At 73.4% G+C, this 19,118-nt stretch carries 15 protein-coding genes and 1 riboswitch; of the genes, 12 read left to right on the top strand and 3 right to left on the bottom strand.

The features are described from left to right. The first annotated feature begins 149 nt into the window (after positions 1-149). Positions 150-1,040, top strand: coding sequence for a KPN_02809 family neutral zinc metallopeptidase (gene ypfJ / locus ACZ66S_RS30135; protein ID WP_469904736.1), 891 nt, complete (start codon positions 150-152; stop codon positions 1,038-1,040). A 107-nt stretch (positions 1,041-1,147) separates the two neighbouring features. Beyond that, the gene (locus tag ACZ66S_RS30130) at positions 1,148-1,561 is read left to right on the top strand and encodes a VOC family protein (protein ID WP_469904693.1); all 414 of its coding nucleotides are present in this window, start codon (positions 1,148-1,150) and stop codon (positions 1,559-1,561) included. Between the two features lies 1 nt (position 1,562). Here the strand turns inward: ACZ66S_RS30130 and ACZ66S_RS30125 are convergent, their stop codons facing one another. The 3 genes from ACZ66S_RS30125 to ACZ66S_RS30115 all read right to left on the bottom strand — a co-directional run bounded on the left by ACZ66S_RS30125 (position 1,563) and on the right by ACZ66S_RS30115 (position 5,302). Further along, positions 1,563-2,960 carry a hypothetical protein gene (locus tag ACZ66S_RS30125; RefSeq protein ID WP_469904692.1) on the bottom strand — a complete coding sequence of 466 codons (1,398 nt, stop codon included), beginning with the start codon at positions 2,958-2,960 and terminating at the stop codon, positions 1,563-1,565. A gap of 157 nt (positions 2,961-3,117) precedes the next feature. After that, the gene (locus ACZ66S_RS30120; RefSeq protein ID WP_469904691.1) at positions 3,118-4,293 is read right to left on the bottom strand and encodes an alpha/beta hydrolase; all 1,176 of its coding nucleotides are present in this window, start codon (positions 4,291-4,293) and stop codon (positions 3,118-3,120) included. A gap of 304 nt (positions 4,294-4,597) precedes the next feature. After that, the gene (locus ACZ66S_RS30115; protein WP_469904690.1) at positions 4,598-5,302 is read right to left on the bottom strand and encodes a class II aldolase/adducin family protein; all 705 of its coding nucleotides are present in this window, start codon (positions 5,300-5,302) and stop codon (positions 4,598-4,600) included. A 145-nt stretch (positions 5,303-5,447) separates the two neighbouring features. Between ACZ66S_RS30115 and ACZ66S_RS30110 the strand changes: the two genes are divergently transcribed. The 10 genes from ACZ66S_RS30110 to cobI all read left to right on the top strand — a co-directional run bounded on the left by ACZ66S_RS30110 (position 5,448) and on the right by cobI (position 19,113). Beyond that, positions 5,448-6,194: a lysozyme gene (locus ACZ66S_RS30110; protein ID WP_469904689.1), complete on the top strand. Its 747-nt coding sequence runs from the start codon at positions 5,448-5,450 to the stop codon at positions 6,192-6,194. Positions 6,195-6,347: 153 nt separating this feature from the next. Continuing rightward, on the top strand, positions 6,348-7,586 hold the full coding sequence (locus ACZ66S_RS30105) for an inorganic phosphate transporter (protein ID WP_469904688.1): 1,239 nt from the start codon (positions 6,348-6,350) through the stop codon (positions 7,584-7,586). A 26-nt stretch (positions 7,587-7,612) separates the two neighbouring features. Further along, positions 7,613-7,834, top strand: a complete 222-nt coding sequence (locus ACZ66S_RS30100) for a hypothetical protein (RefSeq protein ID WP_469904687.1) — start codon at positions 7,613-7,615, stop codon at positions 7,832-7,834. Between the two features lie 130 nt (positions 7,835-7,964). Further along, positions 7,965-8,104: riboswitch (cobalamin riboswitch) on the top strand. Positions 8,105-8,205: 101 nt separating this feature from the next. Further along, the gene (locus ACZ66S_RS30095) at positions 8,206-9,147 is read left to right on the top strand and encodes a cobalamin biosynthesis protein (RefSeq protein ID WP_469904686.1); all 942 of its coding nucleotides are present in this window, start codon (positions 8,206-8,208) and stop codon (positions 9,145-9,147) included. Beyond that, complete coding sequence (locus tag ACZ66S_RS30090; RefSeq protein ID WP_469904685.1) at positions 9,144-10,655, top strand: cobyric acid synthase; 1,512 nt, start codon at positions 9,144-9,146, stop codon at positions 10,653-10,655. The genes ACZ66S_RS30095 and ACZ66S_RS30090 overlap by 4 nt, the downstream gene beginning before the upstream one ends. Then, entirely contained in the window at positions 10,652-14,308 is a 3,657-nt protein-coding gene (cobN, locus tag ACZ66S_RS30085) for a cobaltochelatase subunit CobN (protein ID WP_469904684.1), read from the top strand. Before ACZ66S_RS30090 ends, cobN begins: the two co-directional genes overlap by 4 nt. Continuing rightward, positions 14,305-16,311: a putative cobaltochelatase gene (locus ACZ66S_RS30080; protein ID WP_469904683.1), complete on the top strand. Its 2,007-nt coding sequence runs from the start codon at positions 14,305-14,307 to the stop codon at positions 16,309-16,311. Before cobN ends, ACZ66S_RS30080 begins: the two co-directional genes overlap by 4 nt. Next, positions 16,311-16,910, top strand: a complete 600-nt coding sequence (gene cobO, locus ACZ66S_RS30075) for a cob(I)yrinic acid a,c-diamide adenosyltransferase (RefSeq protein ID WP_469904682.1) — start codon at positions 16,311-16,313, stop codon at positions 16,908-16,910. The genes ACZ66S_RS30080 and cobO overlap by 1 nt, the downstream gene beginning before the upstream one ends. After that, entirely contained in the window at positions 16,907-18,385 is a 1,479-nt protein-coding gene (locus tag ACZ66S_RS30070; RefSeq protein WP_469904681.1) for a cobyrinate a,c-diamide synthase, read from the top strand. The genes cobO and ACZ66S_RS30070 overlap by 4 nt, the downstream gene beginning before the upstream one ends. Continuing rightward, entirely contained in the window at positions 18,382-19,113 is a 732-nt protein-coding gene (gene cobI / locus ACZ66S_RS30065) for a precorrin-2 C(20)-methyltransferase (RefSeq protein ID WP_469904680.1), read from the top strand. The genes ACZ66S_RS30070 and cobI overlap by 4 nt, the downstream gene beginning before the upstream one ends. Positions 19,114-19,118 lie beyond the last annotated feature (5 nt).

The following is a 19,118-nucleotide window of genomic DNA, read 5'->3' as shown; positions in this document are numbered from 1 at the left end:
TTTCTGGGTTCGGGTGTTCGGTCGGTCTCGCTCCGGGTATCCGGTCGGTCCCGTCGCCGTCCCTCGTTCGGATGTCCGTCGAGGCCGGGGAGGGCCCGCCGGGCGAGGATGCCCTGCGGGGGCCGGTGAGCGCAGAGGGCGGTGTCCGCATGCAGTTCGACGACGACGCCAGGTTGGACACCTCCGAGGTGCAGGACGTGCGCGGCAGTCGCATCCCGGGCGGCCGGGCGACCGTCGGCGGTGGCATCGCCGGGGTGATCGCCCTGCTTCTCGGGCTCTTCCTCGGCGTCGGCCCCGACCAGCTCGGGCTCACCGACAGCGGCGCACAGCCCGCGGCCCCGGCCTCCGGCCTCGCCGAGGTCGAGCGGAGCTGCCGGACCGGGCAGGACGCGAACACCCGCGACGACTGCCGGACCGTGGCCGTGGTCAACAGCGTGCAGGACTACTGGGACCAGGAGTTCGAGCGGCGCGGCAGCACCTACACCAGCTCCCCCACGGTCCTCTTCGGCGAGCAGGTCGGCACGGCGTGCGGGTCGGCGACCTCGGCGGTCGGGCCGTTCTACTGCCCCGGCGACCGGAAGGTCTACCTCGACCTCGGGTTCTTCGACGAGCTGCACTCGAAGTTCGGGGCCACCGGCGGGCCGTTCGCGCAGGCGTATGTCGTGGCGCACGAGTACGGGCATCACGTGCAGGACCTGATGGGCACGCTGAGCCGGTCGCAGGACGGGCGCACGGGCGCCGACAGCAACGCGGTGCGGGTGGAGCTCCAGGCGGACTGCTACGCCGGGGTGTGGGCGCGCCACGCGACCACGACGAAGGACGAGTCGACGGGCCGCCCGCTCATCACGAGCCTCACCGACGCGGACATCGCCGACGGCCTGGACGCGGCGGCGGCCGTGGGCGACGACCGGATCCAGGAGCGGTTCCAGGGCCGGGTGACACCCGAGTCGTGGACGCACGGGTCGGCGCAGCAGCGGCAGAGCTGGTTCCGGCAGGGCTACGAGTCCGGCGACATGGCGCGCTGCGACACCTTCCGCTGAGGGCCCGGCCCGCCCGGGCGGGCGGTCCGGAGGGCCGCTGTCAGTGGTCGCTGCCAGACTGGACGGCAGAGAGATCCACGGCTACTGGTCACAAGGGAGTGATCGGCATGGCGGGCACGAGTGACGGACGTCCGAGCATCTTTCCGGCGCTGCTGTACGCGGACGCGAAGGCGGCGATCAAGCAGCTCACGGAAGCCTTCGGCTTCACCGAGCTCGCGGTGTACGAGGGCGAGGACGGCCTGGTGGCGCACGCCGAGCTGGTGCAGGGCAACGGCGCGGTGATGCTGGGCTCCAAGGGCACCGGCAGCGCCTACGACAAGCTGATGAAGGACGCGGGCCCGGCCGGGACGTACGTGGTCGTGGACGACGTCGACGCGCACCACCGCCGCGCCGTGGAGCACGGCGCGGAGATCCTGATGCCCCCGACGGACCAGGAGTACGGCTCCCGGGACTACATGGCCCGGGACGCCGAGGGCAATGTGTGGAGCTTCGGGACCTACGCGCCGCAGACCCGCCCCTGACTCAGCCGCCGGTGTGCACCTGGAAGGCGGCGCGGCGGACGGCCTTTGCGAGGGCCGGGTCGGGGTGCGCGGCGGCCAGCGCGACCAGGACCTGCACGGTGCGCGGGTGGCCCACGGCCCGTACCTCGTCGAGCAGTTGGGGCACGGTCGGCTGGAGGGCGGACTCCAGGTGCCGCACCAGCATCGGGGCCTCACCGTGGTCGGCGACGGCGGCAGCCGTGTCGACCCACAGCCAGGTGGCCTCCTCGCGGGTGAGGACCTCGTGGGCGTCCTCCGGGTCGATCCCGTCGTGCTCGGCCAGCCACAGCAGGGCGTACGGCCGCAGGGTGGGCTCGTCGGCCACCGAGCGCACGTCGGGCTCGGCGGGGGCGCCGACCACCCGCAGCGCCTCGAAGGCGAGGCCGCGCAGCAGGGCGTCGTCGCCGCGGGCGGCCCCGAGCAGCTCGGTGACGGCACTGCCGACGGGGCGGGCGGCGAGCCAGGCGCGGTACTCGGCGCGGGCCGCGTTGGGTCGGAGCTGGGCGCAGCCGCGCAGCATCTCCTCGGCGGCGACCTCGATGTTGCCGGCGGGGCTCTGGGCGGCCACGCAGATCTGCTCCAGCTTGACCCACACCGCCCAGTTGCCGAGCGGGGTGAGGGTGGCCTGGCCGTCGCCGTAGGTCAGGGCGCCGACGGAGGCGAGGGCGCGCAGGGCCCAGTCGAGGAGGGGGGCGAGGGGCGCGTCGGCCGTCTCCGGCTCCTCCACGGGCTCCGGCTGCGGGCCGTAGGGGATCTCGCAGCGCTCGGTGCGCAGTTCGGTGACGCGCTGCTCCAGGAGGTCCAGGAGCTGCTCGACGGGGACGGGACCGGCGGACAACTGGAGGAAGGAGAGCACCTGGGGCATGGCCGAGACGACCTCGGCGACGGTGGCGGGCTCCCGGTCGGCGGGTTCCGGGAAGGCGAGCGACCAGGCGTCGAAGAGCGCGACCCAGCCCCGCAGGACGGCGCTGTCGTCGCGGTCCCACGCGCGCAGCCGCCAGCCCGGGCGGGCGTTGTCGCCGTGCACCTCGACGAGGCCGGCGAGGCGGGCGGTGTCCCAGTCGGCGCGGACCTGGGCCGCGGTCAGGCCGAGGTCCGCGGCCGCGCGGGCGGCGGTCTCGTCGGAGAGCGTGCCGCTGCCGTCGGAGCCCGCGCCGTCCCGGCCGGGTCCCAGGGCGCCGTCGGCCCAGTGTGCGACGCGGGCCGCGGCGGCAAGACCCCTGCGCGCCATTCTGGCCAGCTCCGCGGGGGCCGGTGTGCCCTCCGGAGGGCGGGGCGCGGGGCGCCGTGGGCGCCGTTGGTTCACGGCTGTGGGGGCGGCGGCCAGGGGTCGCGGGCGGACGAGTCGAAGCCTGGAGTCGCGCGGGATACGGGACGTCACGGGTGCAGTCTTCCGGTTGACGGTCCGAAAACCCAAACGGAATGCCACGGCGGGCCCCGGGCGGGGCCCGCGCCGGGGCCGCGCTGCGGGGCATACGCCGAGATCAGGCCAGTGGTACGGGCTTAAACGGAAGCTCCGGGACCGGGGCGCCCGGAGGTCACATCAGCGGGGTGAGGAAACGGCGCAGTGCCTCTTCGTAGGCGCTCGGGTCGGCGTTCCACATCGCCGCGTGCGGGGCCTGACGGACCGTGTGGAGGGCGATCCGGTCGGGGTGGGCGTCGGCGAGCCGGCGGGAGAGCTCCCAGGGCGCGATCGTGTCGCTGGGGCCGTGCAGGATCAGGGTCGGCGGCGGGGGCCGGTCGGGGCCCATGTCGTCGGTCCGGTCCTCGTGGTCCTCGTAGGGGACGGTGCGGTCGGCGTACAGGCCGGAGTGGTCGCTGGGCAGGCCGGTGCGGCCCTGGGCCGCGCGCACCGCGAGCGGGAGGAGCACGCCGGGGGTGCGGCGGGCCGCGGCGAGGGCACGCAGGGTCAGCTCCCAACTGAGGACCGGGGAGTCCAGGACGAGCCCTTTGACGCGGTCGCGCACCCCGGAGTGCGCGGCGGCACGCAGGGCCATGGTGGCGCCGGTGGACCAGCCGAGCAGCACGAGTTGGCGGGCGCCGGCGCTGACGGCGTAGCGCATCGCCGCGTCCAGGTCGCGCCACTCGGTCTCGCCGAAGTGGTTCAGGCCGTCCGGCGGGCGGGGCGCGCCGACGTCGCCGCGGTGGACTGGGGCGAGCACCGGGAAGCGCTGGCGATGCAGGAACTCCATGACGTTCAGGGCCTGTTCGCGGGTCGTGCCGAGGCCGTGGACCGCGATGACCCAGGTGTCGCGCACCCCGGGGACGAACCAGGCGGGCAGGGTGCCGAGTTCGCCGGGGATCTCGACGTCGGTGTGGTCGAGGCCGAGGGCCGACCCCGGGTCGCCGACGTACGCGTTCGGGGTGAGCCACACCTTGTCGCCGGGGGCCAGGGTGCCGTGCGTGACGCGTTCCAGGCGGCGCACGACGGTGTCGGCGGAGTGCGGTTCCGCGGCGAGGACGGGCCCCACGACGGCGTGGGAGCCGTCGCCGGCGAGGCCGTAGGTGCCGGGACGCAGGGAGGCGAGGTCGCGGGTGAGGGTGATGCGGCCGGCGGCGGTGGAATGGACGGTGAGCCGCGGTTCGCCGGGCAGCGGGCGGCCCGCGGGCGCCCTCAGTCCGGCGTCGCTGGCGATCCGCCCGGCGACGATTCCGGCGGCGCCGGCGGCCAGGGCTGCGGTGACGGCAGCGGCCGTCGCTTTGACAGTGCGCACGACTCCCAGTCTCCTGTCGAACGCGCTGTCAGGCCAGTGGACGGGATACCTGCGGCGGCTGGGCGGGTTCAGGTGCGGGTGCGGGTTCGGTGGGGGCGGGGGATTTTGCGCAGTTCCCCGCACCCCTGAAGGCTTGCGGCTCGGTGGGGGCGGGCGTCTTCGCGCAGTTCCCCGCGCCCCTGAATGCCTGCGGCGGCTGGACGTACGTTCACCGTTCCCACCAGGGGCGCGGGGAACTGCGCGATCGGCCACAGCCTGCCCGCACCCGTCCGACGACCGAACCCGGCACCCCCCGCAAGGCCCGCTAGGCGCGCTGTCCGTACCCCCGCAACCGCTCCCCCACCTCCGCGAGCTGTTCCGGCGTCAGCAGGGTCGGGGTCAGGTCCGGGACCGAGCGGGCCGTCAGCCACAGGCGGCACATCCACTCCAGTTGGGCCGTGCGGTCGTAGGCCTGGGCGAGGGTGCCGCCGTAGGCGATCGTGCCGTGGTTCTGGAGGAGGCAGGCGGACCGGTCGGCGAGGGCGTGGAGCATGTTCCGGGCCAACTCGTCGGTGCCGTAGGTGGCGTAGGGGGCGACCCGGACGGGGCCGCCGAGGGCGCTGGTCATGTAGTGGATCGAGGGGAGCTCGGGGACGAGCGTGGAGACGGCCGTGGCGTGCACCGCGTGGGTGTGGACGACCGCGCGGGCGTCGGTGCTGCGGTAGACCGCGAGGTGCATGGGGAGTTCGCTCGTCGGCACCAGGGTGCCGAGGACCTGACGGCCCGCCAGGTCGACACCCGTCACGTCCTCCGGTCCGAGGCGGTCGTAGGGGACGCCCGACGGGGTGACCAGGACCGTGTCCCCGACGCGTACCGAGACGTTGCCGGAGGTGCCGACGACCAGTCCGTCGGTGACCGTCCGGCGGGCCGTGTCGACCAACTCGCCCCAGGCGTCCGCCTCCTCGGCCCGCACCTCGCGCGCGCCGCCCCCGGCACCCCGTACCTCTTGATCCTGCCGTCGCTCAGCCATGCCGTGATCCTGCCAGGGGGTGCCGGGGCGTCGCGAGGGCGGGACTTCGTCCTCCTTGTGCGTCTTGGCCGGAGATCATCCGTAATCCGGGGATCTTCCAGTATCCTCTGGGCTTTGTTCGCACGACGCCGTCCCGGGGGGACACATGGCCCGTGACCGCAGGACCGCCCGTCACCGCATCCGCGCCCTGGCCCTGTCCGTGGCCGTTCTCGCCGTGGGAGGCGCGGCGCTCGCCGGGACGCCCGCCCCGGCGGCGGGCCTGCCCAGGGGACACGACGTCTCCTCGCACCAGAAGACCGTCGACTGGCGCGGGGCCAGGGCCCAGGGCGCCCGGTTCGTCTACGTCAAGGCGACCGAGTCGACCGACTACCGCAACCCGCACTTCGGGCGGCAGTACGACGGGGCGCGGGCCGCCGGGATCCTTCGCGGGGCGTACCACTTCGCGCTGCCGGACAGGTCCTCGGGCCGGGCGCAGGCCGCGTACTTCGTGCGCAACGGCGGCGCCTGGTCGGCGGACGGCCGGACGCTGCCGCCCGCGCTCGACGTCGAGTACAACCCGTACGACAGGAAGCACCGGTGCTACGGCCTGAGCAGGGCGCGAATGGTCGGCTGGATCAGGTCGTTCAGCGACGAGGTCGAGCGGCGCACCGGGCGCCGGCCGGTGATCTACACGACCGCCCATTGGTGGAACGCCTGCACGGGCGGCAGCGGCGCCTTCGCCGCGGACCACGCGCTGTGGGTGGCCCGGTACGCGGCGGACGTGGGTGCGCTGCCCGGCGGGTGGTCGTACTGGACCATCTGGCAGTACGACCACAGCGGCAGCCTGCCGGGTGACCAGAATCTCTTCAACGGGTCCCTGCGGCAGCTCGAGAGGTTCGCCGCCGGGACCTAGCCGTGGGGCGCATGGGTCGAAAGGGGGCAGCGGTGTTCGGCAAAGCCATAGCCGAAGACTCCGGTCACCGAGCGGCCCGCCCCAGTTCACCTTCCGTTCATCCAGGTTACCTACCTTCAACGTGCCAATGACCTCGAACGATTGCCTGGGTAAATGGAAAACTTCTCGCTGATCCTCGCGATTGTGGTGGTAACCGCACTCGCGTTCGATTTCACGAACGGTTTTCACGACACCGCCAACGCGATGGCCACCACCATCTCGACCGGTGCGCTCAAGCCCAAGGTCGCGGTGGCCATGTCCGCCGTGCTGAACCTTGTGGGCGCCTTCCTCTCGGTGGAGGTCGCCAACACGATCTCCAAGGGTCTCGTCGACGAGACCGGCATCCGTCCCGAGGTCATCTTCGCCGCCCTGGTCGGCGCGATCCTCTGGAACCTGCTGACCTGGCTGGTGGGACTGCCCTCCAGCTCCTCGCACGCCCTCATGGGCGGTCTGATCGGCGCCACCATCGCCTCGGCCGGCTTCGGCGCCGTCCACGGCGACGCGCTCGTCACCAAGGTCCTGATCCCGGCGGTCGCCGCGCCGATCGTCGCGGGCGTCGCCGCCATGCTGGCCACCCGGCTCTCCTACTCACTGGGCAAGAAGGCCGACGGCAAGGCCGCCGCCAAGGGCTACCGCACCGGCCAGATCGCCTCGGCCGGCCTGGTCTCGCTCGCCCACGGCACCAACGACGCGCAGAAGACGATGGGCATCATCACCCTCGCCCTGGTCGCCGGCGGCGCCGTCGCCCCCGACTCCGACCCGCCCACCTGGGTCATCCTCTCCGCGGGTCTCGCCATCGCGCTCGGCACCTACCTCGGCGGCTGGCGCATCATCCGCACCATGGGCAAGGGCCTGACCGACCTCCAGCCGCAGCAGGGCTTCGCCGCCCAGACCAGCGCGGCCACGGTCATCCTGGCCTCCTCGCACCTCGGCTTCTCCCTGTCCACCACGCACTCCGTCTCCGGTTCGGTGATGGGCGCGGGCCTCGGCCGCAAGGGCGGGGTCGTGCGCTGGTCGACGGCCACCCGGATGTTCGTGGCCTGGGGCCTCACGCTCCCGGCGGCGGCCCTGGTGGGCGCGCTGGCCGAGTCGGTCACCGACCTCGGCGACTGGGGCACGGCGGTCGTGGCGGTCTTCCTCATCGCCTCCAGCGCGGCGATCTGGAAGATCTCGCGGCGCGAGGTCGTGGACGCGTCGAACGTCAACGCGACCGACGAGCCGGCCGGCGTGGTGACCACGGCCATCGCCGCCGTGATCCCGCCGCCCGCGGGTCCCGTGGCCGAGGAACTCACGGCCACGATCCCGGCCCCGCCCGCCACGACGGAACCGGCCGCCCCGCCGGCCGCCGTCTGAGCCCGCAGTCCTAAGGAAGCCTCACCATGCAGATCGACTGGGAAGCACTCGGTTCCGTCTTCGGCGTCAGCCTCGTCGTCACCGTGGGCCTCGTGGCCCTGTTCACCCTCGGCATCATGGGCCTCTCCCGTCAGGAGCGGGCCACGGCACAGGGCGGCTCGGCCGCCCTCGCGGTCACCGGCGCCTACGCCTGCTTCGCGGCGTGCACGGCGGCGGTGGCGTACGGGATCTATCTGATCGTGGCCTGACGGCACTCCCGTCACTCGACGGCCGGGCGGGCACGGAACCTCGGTTTCCGTGCCCGCCCGGCCGTCTTCCATGACCGGCGATGTGGGGTTCTGCACACTCCCCCGCCGCAGGTCAACAGCAAGTTGACGGGTCTCGAAGGCCCGTGGTGGACTGCCGGAGCCATATACGGCGGCAGAAGAGGAAGCCGGTGCGAATCCGGCGCGGTCCCGCCACTGTCACCGGGGTAGACACCCCCGGGAGCCAGGAACTCTCGCCGCCGGACTCGTCGAACCAGGGCGTGGACACCCTGAGTGAGGACATGACGCGATGCTCGCCTGCCGATCGACCAGCAGTACCAGGCACTTGAACGACCCCGCGATCGGCTGACCCGATGCGAGCCGATCGCGTTTTCGCGTACGGCGCTGCCGCCGGTCTGATCGGTGACCTCCTGCTCGGCGACCCCCGTCGCGGGCATCCGGTCGCCGCGTTCGGGCGGGCCGCCGGGGCCGTGGAGCGGGTGCTGTGGCGGGACCACCGGGGCTGGGGCGCGCTGCACACCGCCGTGTGCGTGGGCGGCGCGGTCGCCCTCGGCGCCGCCGCGGAGCACGCCGTACGTCCGTCCCGTGCCGCCTCCGTCGTGCTCACCGGCGCCGCCACCTGGGCCGTCGTGGGCGGGACTTCGCTGGTGCGGGAGGCCCGGCACATCGGACGGGCGCTGGCGGCCGGGGACGTCGAGGCGGCCCGGGCCCGGCTGCCCCATCTGTGCGGGCGGGACCCGCAGGCCCTGGACGCCGACGGGATCGCGCGGGCGGTCGTGGAGTCCGTTGCCGAGAACACCTCCGACGCCGTCGTGGGGGCCCTGGTGTGGGGGGCCGTCGGCGGGGTGCCGGGGCTGCTCGGGTTCCGGGCCGTGAACACGCTGGACGCCATGGTGGGTCACAAGTCGCCCCGGTACCGGCGTTTCGGGTGGGCCTCGGCCCGGCTCGACGACCTCGCCGGGTGGCCGGGGGCGCGGCTGACCGCCGTGCTCGCCACGCTCGCCGGAGACGATCCGCGGGGTGCCGTGCGGGCCTGGCGGGAGGACGCGCACCGGCATCCGAGCCCCAACGCCGGTCCGGTGGAAGCCTCGTTCGCGGGGGCGCTGGGCGTCAGGCTCGGGGGGACCCTCTCGTACGCGGGGCGGGTCGAGCACCGGCCGGTGCTGCACCGGGAGGGGCGTGCCGTCGCCCCGTACGACATCGAGCGCGCGGCGCGGTTGTCGCGGCGGGTCGGGCTGCTCGCGCTCGGCGTCGGTGCCGTGGCGCGGGCCTTGGTGAAGGGGCGCAGCGCATGACGGGTGGAGGGCTTCTCGTCGCCGGTACCACCTCCGATGCCGGCAAGAGCGTGGTCACCGCCGGGATCTGCCGGTGGCTCGTGCGGCAGGGGGTGAAGGTCGCGCCGTTCAAGGCGCAGAACATGTCCCTCAACTCCTTCGTCACGCGCGAGGGCGCCGAGATCGGGCGGGCCCAGGCCATGCAGGCGCAGGCCTGCCGGGTCGAGCCGACCGCGCTGATGAACCCCGTGCTGCTCAAGCCCGGTGGCGAGCAGAGCAGTCAGGTCGTGCTGCTCGGGAAGCCGGTGGGAGAGATGAGTGCCCGCGGGTATCACGGCGGGCGGCAGCAGAAGCTGCTCGGGACGGTGCTCGACTGTCTCGCGGAGTTGCGGGGCACGTATGACGCGGTGATCTGCGAGGGGGCCGGGAGCCCGGCCGAGATCAACCTGCGGCGGACCGACATCGTCAACATGGGCATCGCCCGCAATGCCCGCCTTCCGGTGCTCGTCGTCGGTGACATCGACCGCGGTGGGGTCTTCGCCTCGTTCTTCGGGACCGTCGCGCTGCTCAGTCCCGAGGATCAGGCGCTCGTCGCCGGGTTCCTCGTCAACAAGTTCCGGGGTGACGTCTCGTTGCTGGAGCCGGGGCTGGACATGCTCCAGGGCCTCACCGGGCGGTCCACGTACGGTGTTCTGCCCTTCCGGCACGGCCTCGGGATCGACGAGGAGGACGGACTGAGAGTGTCCCTGCGCGGGACGGTCCGGGAGTCCGCGGTGAGCCCTCCCGTGGGTGAGGACGTGCTGCGGGTCGCCGTCTGCGCGATCCCGCTGATGTCCAACTTCACTGACGTCGACGCCCTGGCCGCCGAACCGGGTGTCGTGGTGCGGTTCGTGGACCGGCCGGAGGAGCTGGCCGACGCCGACCTCGTCGTGATCCCCGGAACCCGCGGGACCGTCCGCGCGCTGGAGTGGCTGCGGGAGCGGGGGCTCGCGGACGCCATCGGACGCCGGGTCGCCGAGCGGCGGCCCGTCCTCGGCATCTGCGGCGGCTTCCAGATCCTCGGCGAGCACATCGAGGACGAGGTCGAATCGCGCGTCGGCGCGGTCGACGGACTCGGAGTCCTGCCCGTGCGGGTGCGGTTCGCACGGGAGAAGACCCTCACCCGGCCGGTGGGGGAAGCCCTCGGCGAGCGGGTCGAGGGGTACGAGATCCATCACGGGGTCGCCGAGGTCGGCGGCGGTGTCCCCTTCCTCGACGGCTGCCGCGTCGGCCAGACCTGGGGCACGCACTGGCACGGCTCGCTGGAGTCGGACGGCTTCCGGCGGGCCTTCCTGCGGGAGGTGGCGGCCGCCGCGGGCCGCCGGTTCGCACCGGCCCCCGACACGTCGTTCGCCGGGCTGCGCGAGGAGCAGCTCGACCGGCTCGGCGACCTGATCGAACAGCACGCGGACACGGACGCGCTGTGGCGGCTCATCGAGTCCGGCGCGCCGCAAGGACTGCCTTTCATTCCACCGGGAGCGCCCGCATGAGCACAGTGTTGTTGTTGTCGACCGCCGACACGGACCTGTTGGCGGCCCGGGCCGCTTCCGGTGCCTCGTACCGGATCGGGAACCCGACCCGGGTCGACGTCGCGCAGGAGCTGCCGGCGCTGATCGAGGGCGCGGACATCGCCGTCGTACGGCTGCTCGGCGGCAAGCGGGCCTGGGAGGACGGGCTCGCCGCGCTGCGGGCCTCCGGCATCCCGACCGTCCTGCTCGGGGGCGAGACCGTGCCGGACGCCGAGTTGATGGCCGAGTCGTCCGTGCCGGCCGGTGTCGTGGCCGAGGCGCTCAGGTACCTCGTCGAGGGCGGGCCCGCCAACCTGGCGGAACTCGCCCGGTTCCTGTCCGACACCGTGCTGCTGACCGGTGAGGGCTTCGTCGAGCCGCGGAAGATGCCGGAGTACGGCGTCCACGGCTCCCCCGTGCGGGACGACGGCCGCCCCACCGTCGGTGTGCTCTTCTACCGGGCCCACGAACTGAGCGGCAACACCGGCTTCGTGGACACGCTGTGCGAGGCCATCGAGGCGAAGGGCGCCAACGCCCTTCCGGTGTACTGCGGTTCACTGCGCGGGGCCGACCCCGGGCTCTACGAGATCCTCGCCGGGGCCGACGCCCTCGTGGCCACCGTCCTCGCCGCCGGCGGCACCCACGCCTCGCAGGCCTCGGCCGGTGGTGACGAGGAGGCGTGGGACATCGGAGCCCTGGCCGACCTCGACGTGCCGGTGCTGCAGGGGCTCTGCCTGACGACGTCCAGGGCGGCCTGGGACGAGTCCGACGCGGCCCTGTCCCCCATGGACGCGGCGATGCAGGTCGCCATCCCGGAGTTCGACGGACGCCTGATCACCGTGCCGTTCTCCTTCAAGGAGCAGGGCCCGGACGACGTGCCGGTGTACGTGGCCGACCCGGAGCGGGCCGCGCGGGTCGCCGGGATCGCCGTACGGCACGCGGTGTTGCGGCACAAGCCGAACGCCGAGAAGAAGCTCGCGCTGGTCTTCACCGCGTATCCGACCAAGCACTCACGGGTCGGCAACGCGGTGGGTCTCGACACGCCGGCCTCCGCGGTGCGGGTGCTGGACGCGCTCCGGGACGCCGGGTACCTCGTGGAGGGGTACCCCGACAACGGCGACGAGCTCATCCACCGGCTCATCGAGGCCGGCGGTCACGACGTCGAGTGGCTCACCGAGGACCAGTTGGCCGCCGCGCCCGCTCGGGTGCCGCTCGCCGACTACCGGGCGTGGTTCGACCGGCTGGACCCGTCGTTGCGGGACGCGATGCTGGAGGCGTGGGGCGAGCCGCCGGGCTCGCTGTACGTCGACGGGGACGACATCGTGCTGGCCTCCCTCCAGTTCGGGAACGTCGTCGTGATGATCCAGCCGCCGCGCGGCTTCGGGGAGAACCCGATCGCGATCTACCACGACCCGGACATGCCGCCGTCGCACCACTACATGGCCGCCTACCGGTGGCTGGACCACTCGTTCGGCGCCGACGCGGTCGTCCACATGGGCAAGCACGGCACGATGGAGTGGCTGCCGGGCAAGGGGCTCGGTCTGAGCGGGAGTTGCGCGCCGGACGCGGTGCTCGGTGAGCTGCCGCTGATCTACCCGTTCATCGTCAACGACCCCGGCGAGGGCACCCAGGCCAAGCGGCGCGGTCACGCCACCGTCGTCGACCACCTGGTGCCGCCGATGGCGCGCGCCGACACCTACGGCGACCTCGCCAAGCTGGAGCAACTGCTCGACGAGTACGCGCTCGTCTCCGACCTCGACCCGACCAAGGCCCCGGCCGTGCGCGCCCAGATCTGGACGCTGGTCAAGGCGGCCGAGCTCCACCACGACCTGCATGTCGACGAGCAGCCGGACGACGCGGCGTTCGACGAGTTCGTCATGCACATCGACGGCTATCTGTGCGAGATCAAGGACGTGCAGATCCGGGACGGCCTGCACGTCCTCGGTGGCGGCCCGGTCGACGAGGCCCGGGTCAACCTGGTGCTGGCCGTGCTGCGCGCCTCGCAGGTGTGGGGCGGCCGGGCGAACGCGCTGCCGGGGCTGCGGGCCTCCTTCGCCGCCCATTTCGGGCTGGTGGAGAAGGAGTTGCTCGCGGAGCCGGGTGCACCGGTGAAGGTGCCGGTCGAGCTGTCCGACCTCGTCGAGGGGCCCGCCCGTACGGCCGCCGACGCGATCGACCTGCTGGAGCAGCTCTGCCGGCGGGTCGCGGAGGGCATGGAGGCGGTGTCCTGGGACGCGGCGGCCGTGCCGGGTCTCGTCCGTGACGTCCTCGGCACCGAACTCCCCGAGGCCGTCGCCGTGCTGGAGTTCGCCTGCACCGAGGTCGTGCCGCGTCTCGCCCGTACGACCGACGAGATCGGGCACATCCTCAAGGCCCTGGACGGCGGGTACGTGCCGGCCGGGCCGTCCGGCTCCCCGACCCGCGGCCTGGTCAACGTCCTGCCGACCGGCCGGAACTTCTACTCGGTCGACCCCAAGGCCATCCCGTCCAGGCTCAGTTGGGAGGTCGGGCAGGCGCTCGCCGACTCGCTGGTGCAGCGGTACCTCCAGGACACGGGCGAGTACCCGAAGTCCGTCGGCCTGACGGTGTGGGGCACGTCCGCGATGCGCACGCAGGGCGACGACATCGCCGAGATCCTGGCGCTGCTCGGCTGCCGTCCGGTGTGGGACGAGGCCTCGCGGCGGGTCACCGGCTTCGAGGTGATCGGCCTGGCGGAGCTCGGCCGGCCGCGCATCGACGTCACCGTCCGGATCTCCGGGTTCTTCCGGGACGCGTTCCCGCACGTGGTCGGGCTGATCGACGACGCGGTGAGCACGGTGGCGGAGCTGGACGAGCCGGCCGACCGCAACTTCGTGAAGGCGCACGCCGACGAGGACACCGTCGAGCACGGTGACCGGCGGCGCGCGACCGCCCGGATCTTCGGGTCCAAGCCGGGGGCCTACGGCGCCGGGCTGCTGCCCCTGATCGACGCCCGCAACTGGCGCTCGGACGCCGACCTCGCCGAGGTGTACGCGGTGTGGGGCGGTTACGCCTACGGGCGCGGGCTCGACGGGCGGGCGGCGCGCGGGGACATGGAGACCGCGTTCAAGCGGATCAACGTGGCCGCGAAGAACGTCGACACCCGCGAGCACGACCTGGTCGACGCCGACGACTACTTCCAGTACCACGGCGGCATGGTCGCCATGGTCCGCCACCTCACGGGCGTCAACCCCGAGGCGTACGTGGGCGATTCGGCCACGCCCGACCAGGTGAAGACCCGGACGCTCGGCGAAGAGACCCACCGGGTCTTCCGGGCCCGGGTGGTCAACCCGCGCTGGATGGCGGCCATGCGGCGGCACGGCTACAAGGGCGCCTTCGAGATGGCGGCGACCGTCGACTACCTCTTCGGCTACGACGCCACCGCGGGCGTGGTCGACGACTGGATGTACGAGAAGCTCAGCGCGGAGTACGTCTTCGACGCGGAGAACCGGGACTTCATGAAGAAGTCCAACCCCTGGGCGCTGCGGGGCATCACGGAACGGCTCCTGGAGGCCGCCGACCGCGGACTGTGGGCCGAGCCGGACGCGGACACGCTGGAGCGGCTGCGGGCCACGTACCTGGAGCTCGAGGGCGACTTGGAGGGTGACGAGAAGTGAGTACCCCGTTTCCGTTCACGGCCGTCGTCGGCCAGGACGACCTGCGGCTCGCGCTGCTGCTGAACGCCGTCTCGCCGCAGGTCGGCGGAGTGCTGGTGCGCGGCGAGAAGGGCACCGCCAAGTCGACGGCGGTGCGCGCCCTGTCGGCGCTGCTGCCCGAGGTCGCGGTCGTCCCCGGCTGCCGGTTCTCCTGCGACCCGGCCGCTGCCGACCCCGCGTGCCCGGACGGCCCCCACGAACCGGGGCCGGGCACCTCGCGGGCGTCCCGCATGGTCGAACTCCCCGTCGGCGCCTCCGAGGACCGGCTCGTCGGCGCCCTCGACATCGAGCGGGCGCTCGCGGAGGGCGTGAAGGCCTTCGAGCCGGGACTCCTCGCCGACGCGCACCGCGGGATCCTCTACGTCGACGAGGTCAACCTCCTCCACGACCACCTGGTCGACCTGCTCCTCGACGCCGCCGCGATGGGGGCGTCGTACGTCGAGCGCGAGGGCGTCTCGGTGCGGCACGCCTCGAAGTTCCTCCTCGTCGGCACCATGAACCCCGAGGAGGGCGAGCTGCGGCCGCAGTTGCTCGACCGGTTCGGGCTGACCGTCGAGGTCGCGGCCTCGCGGGAGCCGGACCAGCGGGTGGAGGTCGTACGGCGACGGCTCGCCTACGACGACGACCCGGCCGGGTTCGCCGCGCGCTGGGCGGACGAGGAGGCGGTCGTACGGCAGCGGATCGTCGCCGCGCGGGAGTTGTTGCCGTCGGTGCGGCTGGGCGACGGGGCGCTGCGGCAGATCGCGGCGACCTGTGCCGCGTTCGAGGTGGACGGCATGCGGGCCGACATCGTGATGGCCCGCACCGCGACGGCGCTGGCCGCGTGGGCCGGGCGGACCGACGTGCTCGCGGAGGACGTGCGGCAGGCCGCGCTGCTCGCGCTGCCGCACCGCAGGCGCCGTAACCCCTTCGACGCGCCGGGGCTCGACGAGGACAAGCTCGACGAGACGCTGGAGGAGTTCAGCGGCTCCGGGGACTCCGGGGACTCAGAGGACGACGACGAGCCGGACCCGGACGGGTCCGGCGGGGGTGGTGGGCAGCCGCCCTCCTCCGACGGGCCGCGGGCCGACGGGGGCTCCGGCGCGCAGCCGGAGGCCGGCGACGGCGGCGAGCCGCAGCCGTCCGGCGCCGGGGAACAGGCCGCCGCACGGGCCTCCGAGCCCTTTCGCACCAAGGTGCTCAGCGTGCCGGGACTCGGCGACGGTGCCGCCGGGCGGCGGTCGCGGGCGCGGACCGAGTACGGGCGGACGACAGGGGCCCGGCGGCCCCGAGGGGCCCTGACCAAGCTGCACCTGGCGGCCACCGTGCAGGCGGCCGCGCCCCATCAGCGGGCGCGGGGGCGGTCGGGACGCGGTCTCGTGGTCAGGCGTGACGACCTGCGGCAGGCCACGCGTGAGGGGCGCGAGGGCAACCTCGTGCTGTTCGTCGTCGACGCCTCGGGGTCGATGGCGGCGCGGCAGCGGATGAGCGCGGTGAAGGGGGCCGTGCTGTCGCTGCTCCTGGACGCCTACCAGCGCCGGGACAAGGTGGGGCTGGTGACCTTCCGGGGGTCGGCGGCGGAGGTCGCGCTGCCGCCGACGTCGTCCGTGGACGCGGCGGCGGCCCGGCTGGAGACGCTGCCGACGGGTGGGCGCACCCCGCTCGCGGCCGGGCTGCTGCGCGCCCACGAGGTGCTGCGGGTGGAGCGGCTGCGGGATCCGGCGCGGCGGGCGCTGGTCGTGCTGGTGACGGACGGCAGGGCCACCGGTGGGCCCGAGCCGGTCGCCCTCGCGGGGCGTGCGGCCCGGCTGTTCGCCGCGGAGGGCGTCGCCTCGGTGGTCGTGGACTGCGAGTCCGGTCCGGTGCGGCTGGGGCTCGCCGGGCAGCTCGCCGGTGAACTGGGCGGGACCGCGGTGACGCTGGACGAGTTGCGGGCCGACTCGATCACCGGACTGGTGAAGGACGTACAGAGGAGGGCCGCGTAATGCCGCAGGGACAGCCGAGTGTGGTGCCGGACGACGGACTGACGACCCGTCAGCGACGGAACCGGCCGTTGGTCGTCGTGCACACCGGGGTCGGCAAGGGGAAGTCCACCGCGGCTTTCGGGCTCGCGCTGCGGGCCTGGAACCAGGGGTGGCCCATCGGGGTGTTCCAGTTCGTCAAGTCGGCGAAGTGGAAGGTCGGCGAGGAGAACGCGCTGCGGGTGCTCGGGGCGTCCGGCGAGGGCGGGTCCGTCGGCTGGCACAAGATGGGCGAGGGCTGGTCCTGGGTGCAGCGGGACCAGCAGATGGACAACGAGGAGAAGGCCCGGGAGGGCTGGGAGCAGGTCAAGCGGGACCTCGCCGCCGAGACGTACAGGCTGTACGTGCTCGACGAGTTCGCCTACCCGATGCACTGGGGGTGGGTGGACACGGACGAGGTCGTGGACGTGCTGCGGAACCGGCCCGGTACCCAGCATGTCGTGATCACCGGGCGGAACGCGCCCGAGAAGCTCGTCGACCTCGCCGATCTCGTCACCGACATGTCCAAGGTCAAGCACCCGATGGACGCCGGGCAGAAGGGGCAGAGGGGCATCGAGTGGTGACGTCCTCCGTCCCCCGGCTGGTCATCGCCGCGCCCTCCTCGGGCAGCGGCAAGACCACCGTCGCCACGGGGCTGATGGCCGCGTTCGCCGCGCGGGGGCTCACCGTGTCCCCGCACAAGGTCGGGCCGGACTACATCGACCCCGGGTATCACGCGCTCGCGAGCGGGCGGGTGGGGCGGAATCTCGACGCGTACCTGTGCGGTCCGGAGCTGGTGGCTCCGCTGTTCCTGCACGGGGCGCGGGGGGCCGACATCGCCGTCGTCGAGGGGGTGATGGGGATGTTCGACGGAGCCGCGGGCGAGGGTGAACTCGCGTCCACCGCCCATGTCGCCAAGCTGCTGCGGGCGCCCGTGGTGCTGGTGGTCGACGCGTCCTCGCAGTCCCGGTCGGTGGCCGCTCTGGTGCACGGGTTCGCCTCGTGGGATCCCGAGGTGCGGGTCGGGGGCGTGATCCTCAACAAGGTCGCCTCCGATCGGCACGAGGAGCTGTTGCGGGAGGCGTTGGACTCGGCCGGGGTGCCGGTGTTCGGGGTGCTGCGGCGGGTGGGACAGGTGGACACGCCGTCCCGGCATCTGGGGCTGGTGCCGGTCGCCGAGCGGCGGGCGGCCGCGGTGGACGCGGTGGCGGCGATGGCGGAGCAGGTTGCTCGAGGGTGCGATCTGGAGGCGTTGGTCGGGCTGGCGCGGGGTGCCGGTGCGCTGCCGTGTGCGGCCTGGGATGCGGCCGAGGTCCTGGGGGCCGCGCCCCCAGACCCCCATCGGCCCGAAGGGCCTCGTCCTCAAACGCCGGACGGGCTGGAAGATACGACCAGGTGGGCACGTCAGGGGCGCGGGGAACTGCGCGACCAGCCCCCACCGGACCCGCGGCCGAGCTCTCCCCTGGTTGCGGTGGCCGGCGGTCCCGCCTTCACCTTCTCCTACGCCGAGCACTCCGAACTGCTCACCGCCGCCGGAGCCGAGGTGGTCACCTTCGACCCTTTGCACGACGAGCAACTGCCCGACGGGACCGCCGGGTTGGTCATCGGGGGCGGGTTCCCCGAGGTCTACGCCGCCGAGCTGTCCGCCAACGAACCCTTGCGGAAGGCGGTCTCCGCCCTCGCGGAGACCGGCGCTCCCGTCGCCGCCGAGTGCGCCGGGCTGCTGTACCTGTGCCGGGAGTTGGACGGGCAGCCCATGTGCGGGGTCCTCGATGCCGACGCGCGGATGACGGAGAGGCTCACGCTCGGGTACCGCGACGCCGTGGCCGTCAGCGACAGTTCGCTGGCCGTCGCCGGGACCCGGATGCGCGGGCACGAGTTCCACCGGACCGTGGTGGAGCCTGGGGCGGGGGACGCGGCTGCCTGGGGTGTACGGGTGCCCCGGCGGCGCCTCGAGGGTTTTGTACAGCGTGGTGTGCACGCGAGTTATCTGCACACGCACTGGGCGTCCGAGCCCGGTGTCGCCCGTCGGTTCGTGGAGAGGTGCCGGACGTCATGAGCAGCAAGTTGATCGGGGTCGGGGTCGGGCCCGGGGACCCGGAGCTGGTGACCGTCAAGGGCGTCAACGCCCTGCGCGCCGCCGACGTGGTCGTGGTGCCGGTCATGGACACCGGAGAGCGGGGCCGGGCCGAGGCGACCGTGCTGCACTACGTGCCGCAGGAGAAGGTCGTACGGGTCGTCTTCGCCCTCAACGAGCGCACCGATCACGGTCGGCGCGAGGCCGCCTGGGACGCCGCCGGGGAGCGGGTGGCCCAGTTGCTCACCGCGCACCCGTCCGTCGCCTTCGCGACCATCGGCGACCCCAACGTCTACTCCACCTTCACCTATCTCGCCCACACCATCGGCGCGCTCGTGCCCGGTGTCGTCGTCGAGACCGTGCCCGGCATCACCGCCATGCAGGATCTCGCGGCGCGTTCCGGGGCCGTGCTGACCGAGGGCACCGAGCCGCTCACGCTGGTGCCCGTGACCGCCGGTTCGGCCGTGCTCAAGGACGCGCTCGCCGGGCCCGGGACCGTGGTGGCGTACAAGTTCGGGCGGCAGGCCGCCGAGGTGGCCGAGGTGCTCAGGGAGACCGGGCGGATCGAGGACGCCGTGTGGGGGTCGGCGCTGGGTCTCGAGGGCGAGTCCATCCGGTCCGCCGCCGAACTCGACGGGGCTCCCCTGCCGTACCTCTCCACGCTGATCGCGCCCGCGCGGCGGGACGGCACCCGGGGCGGCAAGTTGTGACCCCC

The organism is Streptomyces sp. NPDC107471, assembly GCF_055582845.1.
This window is presented reverse-complemented; position numbering and strand designations above follow the sequence as displayed.

Bases quoted from the DNA above. Each gene is read 5' to 3' on its own strand.
- ypfJ (WP_469904736.1), top strand. From the start codon at position 150: ATGCAGTTCGACGACGACGCCAGGTTGGACACCTCCGAGGTGCAGGAC.
- ACZ66S_RS30130 (WP_469904693.1), top strand. From the start codon at position 1,148: ATGGCGGGCACGAGTGACGGACGTCCGAGCATCTTTCCGGCGCTGCTG.
- ACZ66S_RS30115 (WP_469904690.1), bottom strand. From the start codon at position 5,302: ATGGCTGAGCGACGGCAGGATCAAGAGGTACGGGGTGCCGGGGGCGGC.
- ACZ66S_RS30110 (WP_469904689.1), top strand. From the start codon at position 5,448: ATGGCCCGTGACCGCAGGACCGCCCGTCACCGCATCCGCGCCCTGGCC.
- ACZ66S_RS30105 (WP_469904688.1), top strand. From the start codon at position 6,348: ATGGAAAACTTCTCGCTGATCCTCGCGATTGTGGTGGTAACCGCACTC.
- ACZ66S_RS30100 (WP_469904687.1), top strand. From the start codon at position 7,613: ATGCAGATCGACTGGGAAGCACTCGGTTCCGTCTTCGGCGTCAGCCTC.
- ACZ66S_RS30095 (WP_469904686.1), top strand. From the start codon at position 8,206: ATGCGAGCCGATCGCGTTTTCGCGTACGGCGCTGCCGCCGGTCTGATC.
- ACZ66S_RS30090 (WP_469904685.1), top strand. From the start codon at position 9,144: ATGACGGGTGGAGGGCTTCTCGTCGCCGGTACCACCTCCGATGCCGGC.
- cobN (WP_469904684.1), top strand. From the start codon at position 10,652: ATGAGCACAGTGTTGTTGTTGTCGACCGCCGACACGGACCTGTTGGCG.
- cobO (WP_469904682.1), top strand. From the start codon at position 16,311: ATGCCGCAGGGACAGCCGAGTGTGGTGCCGGACGACGGACTGACGACC.
- cobI (WP_469904680.1), top strand. From the start codon at position 18,382: ATGAGCAGCAAGTTGATCGGGGTCGGGGTCGGGCCCGGGGACCCGGAG.